The 14423-nt window shown below is 47.1% G+C and carries 17 protein-coding genes and 1 tRNA gene; 17 read left to right on the top strand and 1 reads right to left on the bottom strand.

The genetic code is table 11. The features are described from left to right. Positions 1–15: 15 nt before the first annotated feature. The 10 genes from NCCP2222_RS15395 (at position 16) to NCCP2222_RS15350 (ending at position 8689) form a co-directional block, all read left to right on the top strand. Positions 16–957 (top strand): nucleoside recognition domain-containing protein, encoded by a 942-nt coding sequence (locus tag NCCP2222_RS15395; RefSeq protein ID WP_248513220.1) that lies wholly within the window; start codon positions 16–18, stop codon positions 955–957. Then, entirely contained in the window at positions 950–1603 is a 654-nt protein-coding gene (gene ppaX, locus NCCP2222_RS15390) for a pyrophosphatase PpaX (RefSeq protein ID WP_248513219.1), read from the top strand. Before NCCP2222_RS15395 ends, ppaX begins: the two co-directional genes overlap by 8 nt. Continuing rightward, complete coding sequence (locus tag NCCP2222_RS15385) at positions 1600–2142, top strand: acyltransferase (RefSeq protein WP_248513218.1); 543 nt, start codon at positions 1600–1602, stop codon at positions 2140–2142. Before ppaX ends, NCCP2222_RS15385 begins: the two co-directional genes overlap by 4 nt. A 90-nt stretch (positions 2143–2232) precedes the next feature. Beyond that, positions 2233–3756, top strand: coding sequence for a winged helix-turn-helix domain-containing protein (locus NCCP2222_RS15380; RefSeq protein ID WP_248513217.1), 1524 nt, complete (start codon positions 2233–2235; stop codon positions 3754–3756). A gap of 96 nt (positions 3757–3852) precedes the next feature. After that, positions 3853–4803 carry a thioredoxin-disulfide reductase gene (gene trxB, locus NCCP2222_RS15375; RefSeq protein ID WP_248513216.1) on the top strand — a complete coding sequence of 317 codons (951 nt, stop codon included), beginning with the start codon at positions 3853–3855 and terminating at the stop codon, positions 4801–4803. Positions 4804–5071: 268 nt separating this feature from the next. Beyond that, a complete protein-coding gene (locus NCCP2222_RS15370) occupies positions 5072–5551 on the top strand; it encodes an 8-oxo-dGTP diphosphatase (RefSeq protein WP_248513215.1) in 480 nt (159 codons plus the stop codon). Between the two features lie 5 nt (positions 5552–5556). Further along, a complete protein-coding gene (gene rapZ, locus NCCP2222_RS15365) occupies positions 5557–6444 on the top strand; it encodes an RNase adapter RapZ (RefSeq protein ID WP_248513214.1) in 888 nt (295 codons plus the stop codon). A 4-nt stretch (positions 6445–6448) separates the two neighbouring features. Further along, on the top strand, positions 6449–7423 hold the full coding sequence (locus NCCP2222_RS15360; RefSeq protein WP_248513213.1) for a gluconeogenesis factor YvcK family protein: 975 nt from the start codon (positions 6449–6451) through the stop codon (positions 7421–7423). A 30-nt stretch (positions 7424–7453) separates the two neighbouring features. Next, positions 7454–8395 carry a DNA-binding protein WhiA gene (whiA, locus tag NCCP2222_RS15355; RefSeq protein WP_248513212.1) on the top strand — a complete coding sequence of 314 codons (942 nt, stop codon included), beginning with the start codon at positions 7454–7456 and terminating at the stop codon, positions 8393–8395. A gap of 36 nt (positions 8396–8431) precedes the next feature. Then, positions 8432–8689, top strand: coding sequence for an HPr family phosphocarrier protein (locus NCCP2222_RS15350; protein WP_248513211.1), 258 nt, complete (start codon positions 8432–8434; stop codon positions 8687–8689). A gap of 140 nt (positions 8690–8829) precedes the next feature. On the opposite strand, the gene NCCP2222_RS15345 is transcribed toward NCCP2222_RS15350, so the two are convergent. After that, positions 8830–8901, bottom strand: a tRNA-Arg gene (locus tag NCCP2222_RS15345). A 184-nt stretch (positions 8902–9085) separates the two neighbouring features. Between NCCP2222_RS15345 and clpP the strand changes: the two genes are divergently transcribed. From clpP to pgk, 7 genes are all read left to right on the top strand, one after another. After that, a complete protein-coding gene (gene clpP, locus NCCP2222_RS15340; protein ID WP_238081140.1) occupies positions 9086–9688 on the top strand; it encodes an ATP-dependent Clp endopeptidase proteolytic subunit ClpP in 603 nt (200 codons plus the stop codon). Positions 9689–9877: 189 nt separating this feature from the next. Then, positions 9878–10456, top strand: a complete 579-nt coding sequence (locus tag NCCP2222_RS15335) for a LemA family protein (RefSeq protein ID WP_248513210.1) — start codon at positions 9878–9880, stop codon at positions 10454–10456. After that, a complete protein-coding gene (locus tag NCCP2222_RS15330; RefSeq protein ID WP_248513209.1) occupies positions 10456–11277 on the top strand; it encodes a TPM domain-containing protein in 822 nt (273 codons plus the stop codon). The genes NCCP2222_RS15335 and NCCP2222_RS15330 overlap by 1 nt, the downstream gene beginning before the upstream one ends. A gap of 336 nt (positions 11278–11613) precedes the next feature. Further along, the gene (locus tag NCCP2222_RS15325) at positions 11614–11847 is read left to right on the top strand and encodes a glutaredoxin family protein (protein WP_248513208.1); all 234 of its coding nucleotides are present in this window, start codon (positions 11614–11616) and stop codon (positions 11845–11847) included. A gap of 103 nt (positions 11848–11950) precedes the next feature. Beyond that, the gene (locus tag NCCP2222_RS15320) at positions 11951–12991 is read left to right on the top strand and encodes a sugar-binding transcriptional regulator (RefSeq protein ID WP_248513207.1); all 1041 of its coding nucleotides are present in this window, start codon (positions 11951–11953) and stop codon (positions 12989–12991) included. A 19-nt stretch (positions 12992–13010) separates the two neighbouring features. Next, positions 13011–14018 (top strand): type I glyceraldehyde-3-phosphate dehydrogenase, encoded by a 1008-nt coding sequence (gene gap / locus NCCP2222_RS15315; RefSeq protein ID WP_248513206.1) that lies wholly within the window; start codon positions 13011–13013, stop codon positions 14016–14018. Between the two features lie 210 nt (positions 14019–14228). Next, positions 14229–14423 (top strand): phosphoglycerate kinase (gene pgk, locus NCCP2222_RS15310; protein WP_248513282.1); only part of this gene is annotated, 195 nt, incomplete at its 3' end.

The following is a 14423-nucleotide window of genomic DNA, read 5'->3' as shown; positions in this document are numbered from 1 at the left end:
CAAGGGGCCGGGGAAATGAGAACAGTACAAAATGGCTTGAAAGCAGGATTTAAAACGACATGGACATTAGGGAAGATCATTTTCCCGATTACGATCCTAGTTGTCATCCTGCAGCATACACCGATTTTGCCGTGGATTGTGAAGCTGATTTCTCCTTTCATGGGATTATTCGGCCTCAGCGGCGAAGCGGCCATCCCGCTTGTGTTAGGAAATGCATTAAACTTATATGCGGGTATTGCGGGTATATTATCGCTTGATCTGACAGTGAAGGAAGTTTTCATAATCGCCATCATGTTAAGTTTTGCCCATAATATATTCATCGAGACCGGGGTGGCATTGAAGGTCGGAGTTAAACTTTGGGTCGTCCTCGTCGTCCGGTTCGGCTTGGCGGCAATATCCGGCATTATCATTAACCTTTTCTGGAAAGGCGGAGGCGAACTTGCGAAGTATGGCATGGCGCCCCAAGCGACTGCCGCGCCGGATGGCTGGATGGAAATCGGACTTCTCGGTTTACAGAAAGCTTCTTTCGGCATTTTACAGTTGGCGCTCATTGTCATTCCATTAATGGTGATCGTCCAATTCTTAAAGGATCGGAATTATTTACAAAAGTTTTCAAATGCATTGGCACCTTTTACAAAGGTAATCGGAGTGCAGCCAAATGCGTCGATGACTCTGGTCGCAGGACTCGTCATCGGATTGGCTTATGGAGCCGGCGTGATGATTCAGGCTGTGCAGGAGGACGGCGTCAGCAAACGCGATGCCACATTAGCTTTTATCTTCCTTGTCGCCTGTCATGCCGTAGTGGAAGATACGCTGATTTTCGTGCCGCTTGGCATACCGGTTTTGCCTTTATTACTCATCCGCCTTGTGACCGCATTTGTGCTGACCATCGTAGTGGCCTATTTATGGAAGCAAGCAGAACGACAGAAACAGAAGGAGGTCATTGTGAATGGCTAAACCAATAAAAGCATTACTATTTGATTTTGACGGTACGTTGCTGGATACAAATGAACTGATCATCCAGACATTCCAGACGGTGCTCGACCGTCATTACCCAGGGAAATATTTGCGTGAACATATCATCCCTTTCCTCGGTCCAACTTTGGTGGAATCGTTCGGTACGGTAGATCCTCTTAAAGCAGAGCAACTTGTAACGGAATATCGGGAATGGAATCTTCAACATCATGACGAATTGGCTACGGAGTTCAAAGGAGTAGCCGATACGTTACATAAGCTGCATGCATTAGGCATTAAAATGGCGATTGTCTCTACGAAGAGAAATAATATGATTCTGCGAGGATTACGTCTTCTTCAAGTAGAAGACGTATTTGAGACGATTATCGGCTTAGATGATGTGAAGAAGCCAAAACCGGATCCGGAGCCTATACTGCTGGCATTGCAACGATTGGGCGTTGCAGCGGATGAGGCGATGATGATCGGAGATAACTATCATGATATTGAAGGCGGAAAGAATGCTGGCGTCCGTACAGCCGGTGTTGCTTGGTCCCTTAAAGGGGAGGCCTTTTTACAGACTTATCATCCTGATTATATGCTGAAGCATATTTCTGATCTTCTTCCTATTGTAACTGGAGAAGAACAGTGAGACGGACGGAGAGGTATAAGGCGGTAGGGGGAGCCAATTCCCTCTGGCATATTTATAAAACGGTATCCTTTTGGAAAGTGGCAAAGAACTTTTTAGTCATCCAGATCGCCCGCTATACACCGTTCATCCCGATGAAGAACTTTCTGTATCGCACTTTCTTGAAGATGGAAATCGGTGATCGGACATCCTTCGCCTTAATGGTTATGCCCGATACGATGTTTCCGGAACGGATCAAAGTGGGAGAGAACACGATTATCGGTTTCAATACGACGATCTTGGCGCATGAGTATTTGATTGACGAATACCGCCTTGGCGATGTCGTGATCGGCAGCGAAGTGATGATTGGAGCTAATACGACGATTTTGCCGGGCGTGGAAATTGGTGACGGGGCAATCGTCTCGGCTGCATCCCTCGTCAATCGGGATATCCCGCCCGGTTCTCTTGCAGGCGGCAATCCGGTGCGTATCATTTATACGGCGGAAGAGATGCGCGAGCGCAAGGCAAACGAAGCCCCGTTGACGGATTCTGTCAAAAAGTGATGACGAGACTAGAAGTTATGATATAATGAAGCAAGTTTGTTGGAAGGGACGTTCTGTGCGTTCCTTCTAACTTTTTTCGGAGGAATATGATTGGATAATAAGCGTAACAACATAAATAAGAAGGTCATTTCATTTATCCCGGATGGTGAGTTTTACTATAAGAAGGGCTTGCAGGCAATGCAGCGCGACAAGTTCAGCGATGCCCATAAATATTTTGGGCGCGCGGTCGAACTGAGCCCGAATGATCCTCTTATTCTCATGCATTACGGCGTGCTCGTAATGGAGGAGGGGCGTTTTGAGGAAGCCTATGAATTGCTGACAGCGGCTCATGGCTTGAACCCTGAAGAAGAGGAAATCATTTTTTATTTGGCAGAAGTGCATGCCCACTTAGGCCTGCTTCGTGACGCCAAGATTTATGCGGAGAAATATATTGCCCTCGCACCGGACGGCCCCTTGGCAGATGAGTCGATGGAAATCATCGATTTTGCTGAGCAAGAGGAAGCGTTCTTCGATGAAGAAGAGATGCCGGATAGCGAAGTGTATTTCTTGCAGGAGAAAGCGCGCCGGCTTATGGAGTCAGGCAACTTTGAAGAGGCGGTCGACATACTGGAGTCCATCATCGTTGATTATCCAGAGTTTTGGGCAGCCTACAATAACTTGGCGCTGGCGTATTTCTATATCGGAAAAATTGCGCCGGCCAAGGAGTTATTAGATGAAGTCTTGCAGAAAAATAAAGGGAACTTGCATGCCCTTTGTAATCTCGCGGTCTTTTATTATTATGAGAAAGATAAGGAGAAACTCGATTCCTTGCTTGAACTGCTGTTAAAAATCAAACCGTATCAGTTTGAGCACCGATACAAGCTAGGCGCGACGTTTGCGCTAGTCGGCAAGCACGAGGAAGCGTATAACTGGCTGCGCAGCTTGCAAAAGAGAGGGTTTGAAGGAGACGCAGGCTATTATTTCTGGCTAGCTCATTCCGCTTATTTTTCCGGACACGAGGAAATGGCGAAGCAGGCGTATGCCAAGCTCGTCGAATTGGATCCGTCCAAGGCGGGATTTGAACCTTGGAAAGACGTCCATTCTTCTGCGAGGCCGGAATCCTATGAGCAAGACCGTGAATTCCTGCTTAGCAAAATCGCAAACAAATATCGCAGTGAAAGACTGTTAGGGTTCTTTTTGCTCGGCAAATCTGCGCATAAGCAGGAAATCATCTCGCATCCTACTTATATAGATGTCTCGAAATTAAGTGTGTACGAGCAACTGTTTCTGGCGCATAGCCTGCATTATGATTTTTCGGCAGGGGCCGGCTTTGAAGATTACTTCTTGCGAGCGCTGGAGACGACAGATTTGCTATATGAGGCTTATCAGCCGTTAGATAAGGAAGGAACGCATTTATTCCAAATGTGGTTCACCTTATGTGAAATGGCGCTCGTTAAGAAATACCCATTCAAAAACCCGCATGCCCTTGCAGCGGCGGCTGATTATATGTTCCTGTCATCACGGCATCCTGGTGTGACGAAGACCGCCCTGGCTGAAAAATACGGTATTTCGGTGAAGACGTTGACGAAATATGTCAATGAATTGATCGAGTTTCTTCCGCACTTCAACTCCTAGGCTGGGAAAAATGTCGAAGCAAGCAGAAAAATTGAATGGTTTAGTAGAATCTTATATGATTTGAGCAGGCTTACTTGTATCAGAGGAGGAATTTTCATGTCAACTGAGAAGATTTATGATGTGATTATAATTGGAGCTGGTCCTGCGGGAATGACAGCTGCGGTGTATACATCTCGCGGCAGTCTATCGACGCTAATGCTGGAACGCGGTATTCCAGGCGGCCAGATGGCAAATACAGAAGAAATCGAAAACTATCCGGGCTTTGAGTCCATCTTAGGACCGGATTTATCGACGAAGATGATGGATCACGCGAAACGTTTCGGTGCGGAATACGCATACGGCGACGTGAATGAAATCATCGACGGAGAAGAATACAAAACAATCATCTCCGGCAAAAAGCAATACAAAGCACGTTCGATCATCATTTCAACAGGGGCTGAATATCGCAAGATGGGCATCCCTGGCGAGAAAGAACTTCAAGGCCGCGGTGTCAGCTATTGTGCGGTTTGTGATGGAGCATTCTTCAAAGACAAAGAACTCGTCGTAATTGGCGGCGGTGACTCGGCTGTCGAAGAAGGCACATACTTGACTCGATTCGCGAAGAAAGTAACGATTATTCATCGTCGTGATGAGCTGCGTGCACAAAAGATCCTTCAAGACCGTGCATTTGCGAATGAAAAAATCGATTTCATCTGGAACTCGACTGTCAAGCAAGTGAATGGCGAGAACAACAAAATCAGTTCTGTCACACTTGTTTCGACTGTGGATGGTTCCGAGAGCGAATTCAAAACAGAGGGTATGTTCATCTACATCGGGATGGATCCTCTAACAGCGCCATTCAAGAACCTAGGCATCTTGGATGAACACGGCTATATCGTAACAAATGAAGAAATGGAAACATCTATCCCAGGCATCTATGCAGCTGGTGATGTTCGTCAAAAGACATTGCGTCAAGTTGTTACGGCAACGGGTGACGGAAGCATTGCAGCGCAAAACTGCCAGAAGTATGTAGAGGAATTGGCGGAGAAACTGGAAGCCAACGCATAAGAAGCAGGGACGTATCAATTGGATCAGGTGAGGGATAATGGATTTCTTCGCCTGATTTAATAAAAATCTACTTAATCAAACCTTAATATGCCTGTAATGGTAATGAAACAACTTTAGGTTATAGTAGAAGTATCAATTGACCCCCCTTTTTATATAGCAAGTTTTAAGGTGATCTGCCGTTCTTCGGCTAGGTTGCCTTCTTTTTTTGTTGTTTGCATCAAAATCGTTGTATACTAGTTATATGCATGCTAAAAAGTGAGGAACGCCTATGCAAAGAATCGCAAATTTACTTGTCGTCAAAGACGGGCAAGTTCTTTTATTAAAAAAGCCAAGAAGAGGTTGGTATGTTGCGCCCGGCGGCAAGATGGACCCGGGCGAGTCGATATATGAGGCAGCCATTCGTGAATTCACTGAGGAAACTGGAGCTGTGCCAGTAAAGCCGCATCTGAAAGGGATCTATACGATGATGATCATGGATGAGGACGGCAAAGAAGTGATGGACGAGTGGATGTTATTCACATTTGCCGCGCTTGACCTGACGGGCACACCGTATGAGTCCAACAGGGAAGGTGAGCTGGAATGGCATGACACGGAAGCGCTGCACACATTGCCAATGGCAGAAGGAGACCGCATGAATCTCTTGTTCGCGGTGTCAGAGCCACAGTCCATCCAGTACGGCACTTTTTATTACACCGAGGAATTTAAGTTGTTGCGATATGAACTTCAAAATTCAACGGAGGGTGATTGACTAGAATGGAAAAAGAAAAACCGAACAGTGATGTAGAAGTCGTTATTATTACCGGCATGTCAGGTGCCGGTAAAACCGTCGCGATGCAGAGCTTCGAGGATTTAGGGTTTTATTGCATCGATAATTTGCCGCCCGAACTAATGGTAACATTTTTAAATCTCATGATGAGATCGGAAACGAAGATGCGCCGTATTGCGGCTGTCATGGATACGCGCGGCGGTGATCTATTCGATTCGCTCATTGGCGCACTCGATGAGTTGAATCAGCTGGAAGGGGTTTCTGTCAAACTGCTGTTCTTAGATGCAGAAGATGAAACTTTGGTCAGACGCTACAAAGAGACCCGGCGTTCACATCCGTTAGCCGAAGGCGGCCTGCCGCTCACAGGCATCCGGAAAGAACGGCTCTTGCTTTCAGAATTGAAAGGCCGGGCCCGCTCCATCTATAATACTTCGAAACTGAAGCCGCGAGAGCTGCGAGAGAAGATCATGGCCGAGTTCTCCGCCAAAGGGAGCACGTTGTTTACGGTCAATTTCATCTCCTTTGGTTTCAAGCACGGTATGCCGATTGACGCGGATGTTGTGTTCGACGTCAGGTTTTTGCCAAACCCGTACTATATCCAGGAGTTGAAGCCGAAAACTGGATTGGAATCGGAAGTATCGGAATATGTCCTAAAATGGAATGACACGCAAATGCTGATCGAGAAACTGACAGATCTGTTCAAATTCCTCATCCCGCAATATAAAAACGAGGGGAAATCCCAAGTAGTAATCGCTTTCGGCTGCACTGGTGGCCAGCACCGTTCGGTTACATTAGCTGAATACTTCGGCAATCGGTTCAAGGAAGAATACCGGACGATTATTACCCACCGGGATATTGAGAAAAGAAAGGGTTGACAACATGATGCAATCCGGTAAAATGAAAAAAATTGTCGTCTTTGGAGGCGGCACCGGATTGTCCACATTGCTGCGCGGATTAAAGAAATTCCCTGTCGAGCTGACTGCAATTGTAACTGTAGCTGACGACGGGGGGAGCTCCGGGAGGTTATTGGATCAATACAATATTCCACCTCCTGGTGATATCCGCCAAGTAATGGCAGCGCTTTCAGATGTTGAGCCTTTAATTGAGAAGATGTTCCAATATCGTTTTGCTACATCTGACGATTTAAAGGGCCATTCACTAGGCAATCTGATGCTTGCTGCACTGACCGATATTACCGGGGATTTTGCCCGAGCAATCGAGAAGATGGGCAGGGTGTTGAACATCAAAGGGAAAGTCTTACCAGCTGCTAATCAACGAATTACGTTGCATGCAGAACTGGATGATGGGACAATAGTGACAGGGGAATCGAAAATTCCCGTCTATGGAAGCAAAATCAGAAGGGTCTATCTGTCTCCGCAAGAGGTAGAGCCGCTGCCAGAAACGGTAGAGGCAATTCAACAAGCGGATTTGATTATCTTCGGACCGGGCAGTCTATACACAAGCATCCTTCCGACTATCCTGGTACGGGACATTCGTGATGCGGTAGTGGCGGCTTCGGCGAAGAAAATATATATTGGCAATCTGACGACGCAAGCGGGAGAGACCTATCGCTATACAGCGTCAGAGCATGTAAAAGCACTGCATGATCATGCGGAAACAAATTTTATTGATACGGTTCTGTTGAATGGGACGGATTTATCAGCCGAGCTGCAAGCGGAGGGACTTTCCGGCCAGGTGTGGCAAGTGGAGAATGATATAGAGGTGCTGCGGGAAATTGTGCCCCGGATCTTTATTGAGCCCATTTCAATTGTAACTGACGGCAGGGTCATCCATGATGCGGATAGAGTGGCCTCATGGGTAATGGACTTTATTGAAAATGAAACGGCCCGTTAATATGTGGAAGTGCCGGGAAAGGGGTTTATCATGTCTTTTGCGGCAGAAGTGAAGAAGGAATTGACGCAAGTGGAGTCCGATGATTGTTGCATCAAAGCCGAGATTTCGGCATTCATTCGGATGAACGGCGCTCTATCCTTCTCGAACAAACAGCTGAGCCTGGATGTTCAAACAGAAAACGCGGCGATTGCCAGGCGTTTGTATTCCAACGTTAAGAAACTATATCCTTATAAAGTGGAATTGCTCGTACGGAAAAAAATGAGGCTGAAGAAGAACAATATATACATATGTAGAATCAGGGAAGGTGCCAAACAGCTTCTCGAGGATTTGTATATTTTGACTGGCACATTTCAGTTTAACAATGAGATTGCGGCACCTTTAGTCGAAAATGACTGTTGCAAGCGAGCGTATTTGAGAGGCGCTTTCCTGGCCGGCGGGTCAGTGAACAATCCTGAAACATCTTCCTATCACTTGGAGATGTTCTCTTTCTATAAGGAGCATAGTGAAGCGCTGGTGGAGTTGATGAACAGTTTTTATCTAAACGCCAAATCGATCGAGCGGAAAAAAGGCTATATCGCTTATTTGAAGGAAGCGGAAAAGATTTCGGATTTCCTCAGCCTGATCGGAGCCCATGTGTCTTTGATGAAGTTTGAAGATGTGCGGATCCTGAGGGATATGCGAAATAGCGTGAATCGACTCGTCAATTGCGAAACGGCCAACCTGAACAAAACAATCGGGGCGGCGCAGCGGCAAGTGGAAAATATCAAGTTCATTGAAAGCACGATCGGAATTGATCAATTGCCGGACCGCTTGCAGGAGATCGCACGGCTGCGCGTCGAATACCAAGATGTGACCCTGAAGGAATTAGGGGAAATGGTTTCAGGCGGACCCGTCAGCAAATCAGGAGTGAATCATCGGCTGCGCAAAATTGAAGAGATTGCAGATAAGCTTCGAGGCGGCGGCATTGAGTAATAGATGAAATTAGTGAGTGGAGAGGAGCCAAGTGCTATGGTGGAAAAAACAGTCGAAGTGAAAATGAAAACCGGGTTGCAGGCTAGACAAGCAGCCTTATTCGTCCAAGAAGCCAACCGCTTCTCGGCCGACGTCTTTTTAAAGAAGGACGAGCGTCAAGTAAATGCCAAAAGCATCATGGGTATCATGAGCCTGGCAGTAGCAAGAGGAACATCCATCACGTTGATGGCGGATGGCGTGGACGAAGATAAAGCGATTGATACGCTTTCTGAGTTAGTGGAAAAAGAGAACTGATAAAATAAAAGTGCTGGAACCGCAATTGCAGTCCAGCACTTGTTCTAAAGATGAACGCCGTTTCTTTAAAAAGGAACGGTTCGTTTCGTTGAATAAAAAAATACCTTATCCAGATCAAATCTGAATAAAGTATTTGAGGACGCCCTCGGCAGGAGTCGAACCCACATTTCAAGAACCGGAATCTTGCGTGCTATCCATTGCACCACGAGGGCATATATAGTGTCCATATCTGTAACGGACAAGTTTCATTATACAAAAGAAGTGGAATGAATGCAATAGGTTTTTTACAATGCATTATATTTGACCATTGTTGACTATAATAGGTATGATAAGGGTACAGTTGAAATACACTTTCAACAGACCGATAGTAACATCCACCTTAAAGGAGGAAATGGAATGAATTTAATCCCTACAGTTATTGAACAAACGAACCGCGGAGAACGCGCATACGACATTTACTCCCGTCTTTTGAAAGACCGGATCATCATGCTTGGAAGCGCAATTGACGACAACGTCGCAAACTCCATTGTAGCACAACTATTATTCTTGGAAGCGGAAGATCCAGAAAAAGATGTTTCCATCTACATCAACAGCCCGGGCGGCAGCATCACTGCGGGTATGGCGATCTACGACACAATGCAATTCATCAAGCCAGACATCCAAACAATCTGTATCGGGATGGCAGCTTCTATGGGTTCATTCCTCTTGACTGCTGGAACGAAAGGCAAGCGCTATGCATTGCCTAACGCAGAAGTCATGATTCACCAGCCACTTGGCGGTGCACAAGGGCAAGCGACGGAAATCGAAATTGCGGCCAAACGCATTCTCTTCCTTCGCGAAAAATTGAACACCATCCTATCTGAGCGTACAGGCCAGCCGGTCGAAGTCATTGCGAAAGACACAGACCGCGATAACTTCATGACGGCAGAGCGTGCGAAAGAGTATGGTCTCATTGACCACATCATCACAAGAAGCGATATGAAAGACCTTTCGAAATAAGTTAAAATCGGCGGCTATCCTCTTACCCAGAGGGTAGCCGTTTTGCGTCTAATCCAATTGGGAATAGCGTAAGCTTCAAAAAAGATGAAACTTTTTAATAAGCCAGCCAGTAGAATTAAACAACAGACGTTTTAGAGGAACCGGCAATCGGGTACAAGAAACGTATTGATGGAAGAGGAGTGGAGAACAATGAAAAAGATTTTAGGACCAATCGCAGTGATCGTAGGAATTATCGTCGTACTCGGTATTATACTTGTCCCGAGTTACAATAAGTTCGTCAATTTAGAAGAAGATGTGGATCAATCCTATGCCCAAGTAGAAAACCAATTACAACGGCGTCTGGATTTGATTCCTAACTTGGTCAACACAGTGAAAGGGTACGCGAGCCATGAAAAAGAAGTCATGACCGAAATCGCAGATGCCCGCTCCCGTTTAGCTGGAGCCGCTGGACCGGAAGAACAAGCTGCAGCTGACGCTGAGCTGACAAGCGCACTCGGTCGACTGCTCGTCGTCGTTGAAAACTATCCGGAATTAAAGGCAGACCGACAATTCACCCAGCTCATGGATGAACTCGCCGGCACGGAAAACCGGATCGGCGTCGCTCGGAAAGACTACAACGACGTGGTGGCAAACTACAACCGACAAACCAAGCGCTTCCCGGGTAAACTCGTCGCTTCCATTTTCGGATTCGATGAAAAAGAATATTTCAAAGCAGACCCAGCTGCAACTGAAGCACCTAAAGTAGACTTCGAGGATGGCAAAGACTGATGCGCACCGCATCCCGCTTCATCCTGATGGCCCTCATCCTCGTAGCGGCTATCTTACCGGGACGGGCATTGGCAGCGGATGTCCCTCCTTGGAACAAATATGATGAGTATGTGCAAGACCATGCGAATATATTATCAGAAGAGCAAAAAGCTGAGTTGAATCGGTTGGGGAAGCAGTTGAATGATGGGACGACAGCTGAACTAGCGATTTTGACTTTGCCAAGTATTGGCGATGAACCCGTTGATGAGTTTGCAGTAGAGGCTCTTCGTCACTATGGGTTAGGTAAGAAAGGGCAAGATAATGGTGCTTTGCTTGTTGTCACGACAGTTCCAAATTCGAGTGGCGACCGGCATTTTGAATTGACAGTTGGATATGGACTTGAAGGAGCTCTTCCTGACGGAAAAGTTGGACGTATTATAGATGACGTGTCTATACCTTTTTTGCATGAGGAACAACCTGATATGGCCATCACAGAAGCATATAAAGCATTCTATAATGAAATCGCAAAAGAGTATGGCTGGAACGGTGAACTCGCCCAAGTGCAAACGGTTGAACGCCAAGATGATGGGGGATTGGGGCTCCCTACTCCTATCGTCATCTTAATCATCATCTTCCTCTTACTCCGAATGTTTGGAAGCGGTGGCGGTCGTGGCGGCGGAGGCGGTCGTGGCAGACGCAGTAGATCGCGTGGACCGATCTTCTTCCCAGGATCATTTGGAGGAGGAGGCGGTTTCGGTGGTGGCGGTGGCTTCGGCGGAGGCGGTGGATTCTCCGGCGGAGGTGGCTCCGGTGGCGGAGGCGGCGCTGGCCGAAGCTGGTAACTACAATAGACATCCAATCCTTTGTGGGTTGGATGTTTTTTTGTTGTAAATGCTCTAGGACATTCAGCGCGAAATAAGATAAGCCATCACAAAAAATATAACCCGCGAAGCAAAATATCTCCACCAACAGACCAGGTGCGCATAAAGTGGTCGTACCCGCACATTACCAACCCCCAGCCGCGCATACGACAACCGTACCCGAGCATACACGTCATCCAGCCGCGCATACCCAACCTTCACCCGCGCATAAACCATCCACCACACCACCCAACTTGTCCTTCCACTCTTCCATCCGTTATAATCAACCCATATAAAACAAGAACGAGGGTGGAAACGATGAACGTCACATTTTACACAAGACCGGGCTGTCCTTTATGCGAAGATGCAGAAGCAATGATGAAGCTGGCGCAGGAGGATGTTTCGCTTACGTGGTCGACGGTTAATATTGAAGAGGATGATGAAGCGCATGAGAAATATATGCTCATGATTCCGGTAATCGAGAAAGATGGCGAGGTTTTATTGTATGGATCCATCGGTTATATTGACATATTAAATTTGTTTGAAAAATGAAAGGAATAGGTATACAATAAACACAAGATCTATTTTTTTATCTTAGGTGGGACAAAAATAAATATGCGGGACATTTTTTGTCCATAGAAAAGAGGGGCTTTCATTGAACTCGGATTTCCTCGAGGCGCAACGGAAGCTTGTGCCTGAAATGATGGATCTCATGCAACAGCGATATAGTGCATTAAAAATAATTGATATGAACGGGCCAATCGGGAGGCGGCAGCTGGGCCAAGTGGCGAGGCTGTCGGAACGGGAAGCGCGCAATGTACTGGAGGCTCTTCGTGATGCGGGCTTGATCCGGATCGAGAAGGAAGGCGCCAGTGTGACAGAGGAAGGCAGACAAATGCTGTCATCACTGCGTACTAGTATGGATGATTGGTCGGGTCGCAATACGCTCGCACGCTATTTGGAGCAGACGATCGGCATTCGGAAAGTAATTGTTGTCCCTGGCGACTCTGACGTGACGTCTTCTGTAAAAGCTGTTATCGGCAAAGAGGCTGCCGAGCAATTTGTCACCTTGATTGGTGACGGTCAAATTGTGGCGGTGACGGGCGGCAGTTCAGTTGCGGCAATCCCACCTTTTATCGGAAAGTTCCCGGAAGCCGAACGGTTGCGGTTTATTGCAGCAAGAGGCGGCGTCGGAGAGGATATCGGCTTGCAGGCGAATGTCATTTCGGCATTATTTGCCCAAGCTTGCGGTGCAACATACAGCACCTTCTATTACCCGGAGACGCTAAGCGAAGAAGCGCACGAGGTATTCCGGAAAGAACCAGCCGCACTTGAGATGATGGCGCAATATGAGAAAACGGATTGCGTCCTGCATGGGATTGGCGATGCGAAAAAGATGGCGGCGATGCGAAATTCGTCGGATGAGGAATTGGAATTGCTGGAACAGGGGAAAGCTCTTGGAGAGGCATTCGGTTATTATTTCGATGAAAACGGAAACGTCGTCTATCGGCTGCGGACGGTCGGCATCCAGACCGAACAGCTGGAACAGGTTCCGCTTTTAATTGCGGTGGCAGGCGGTGCAAGCAAAGCAGCCGCGATACTCGCCTATATGGCTAGCGCGCCTCGGCAGACAATCTTAGTGACCGATGAAGGGGCAGCCGCTGAAATGCAACGGATATTACGTAAAAATACTTAAATAGATGGAGGTCATTCACATGACATTAAAAATGGCGATTAACGGATTTGGACGAATTGGCAGAGTGGTATTTCGGGAAGCAATGGCGCATGACGATATCGAAATCGTCGCGGTCAACGATTTGACGGACGCAGCGATGCTGGCGCATTTGCTCAAGTATGACTCGGTGCACGGAATTTTCGATGCGGAAGTCGGATCGGATGAAAATCATCTCGTCGTTAACGGCAAAAAGATTCGCGTCTACGCTGAAAAAGATCCTTCCGTGTTGCCTTGGAAAGAGCTTGAGGTCGATGTGGTTATCGAATCAACAGGCGTCTTCCGGGACCAAAAAGGACTTCAAAAGCATATCGATGCAGGAGCGAAAAAAGTGATCCTGTCAGCTCCGGCAAAAGGCGACATCAAAACATTGGTTATGGGCGTCAACCACAAGGATTATGATGCAGGTTCCGACCATATCGTATCGAACGCGTCTTGTACGACAAACTGCCTGGCACCTGTCGTCAAAGTGCTAAACGACGAGTTTGGCATAAAGCGCGGCATGATGACGACAGTTCACTCGTACACAAATGACCAGCGTATTCTCGACTTGCCGCATGAAGATTACCGCCGTGCACGTGCTGCTGCGGAATCCATGATTCCAACGACTACTGGCGCAGCATCAGCAGTCACAAAGGTTATCCCTGAATTGAAAGGGAAGCTGGACGGCATGGCAGTCCGCGTTCCGACACCGAACGTGTCCCTCGTTGACTTCGTTGCGGAAGTTGGCAAGGAAGTGACCGTCGAAGACGTCAATGCTGCTTTGAAAAATGCGTCTGAGAATGAACTAAAAGGTTTCTTGTACTACAATGAAATCCCGCTTGTGTCCCGCGACTATAACGGCAACACAGCATCTTCCACTGTAGATGGCCTGTCCACAATGGTGCTTGACGGCAATATGGTGAAAGTTATCTCTTGGTACGACAATGAATCAGGATACTCTGCACGCTGCATCGACTTGGCATTATACATGCAGCAACAAGGGTTCTAATCAAATCATAGCCAACAAACAGCCTACGACTTATAATATAGTTGGGTAGAGGAACGGATCAGCCCGTTCCTCTTTTTTCTACATACTGATCCTGGATGATTTTCTGCGGTAGCAGATGTTGGGATATGGTATGATTAGGCGGAAAGTAGTTGTCGGGAATTTCCCGCAAAAGGAAGTTACATTACATACGGAGGTGTGCTATTTTTCATGATGTCCAAACAGACGATGAAAGATATAGAACTAGGTGGCAAACGAGTTTTTTGCCGGGTTGATTTTAATGTGCCGATGGAGGATGGAGCCGTTACGGATGATACGAGAATCCGCGCTGCTATCCCGACGATCGAATATTTGACCAGCCAAGGGGCCAAAGTCATTTTAGCAAGCCACCTCGGCCGCCCGAAAGGC

Source organism: Sporosarcina sp. NCCP-2222 (assembly GCF_023168145.1).
In the GTDB taxonomy this organism is placed as follows: domain Bacteria; phylum Bacillota; class Bacilli; order Bacillales_A; family Planococcaceae; genus Sporosarcina.
The sequence above is the reverse complement of the archived record's forward strand: the minus strand, read 5'-3'. Positions and strand labels throughout refer to the sequence as shown.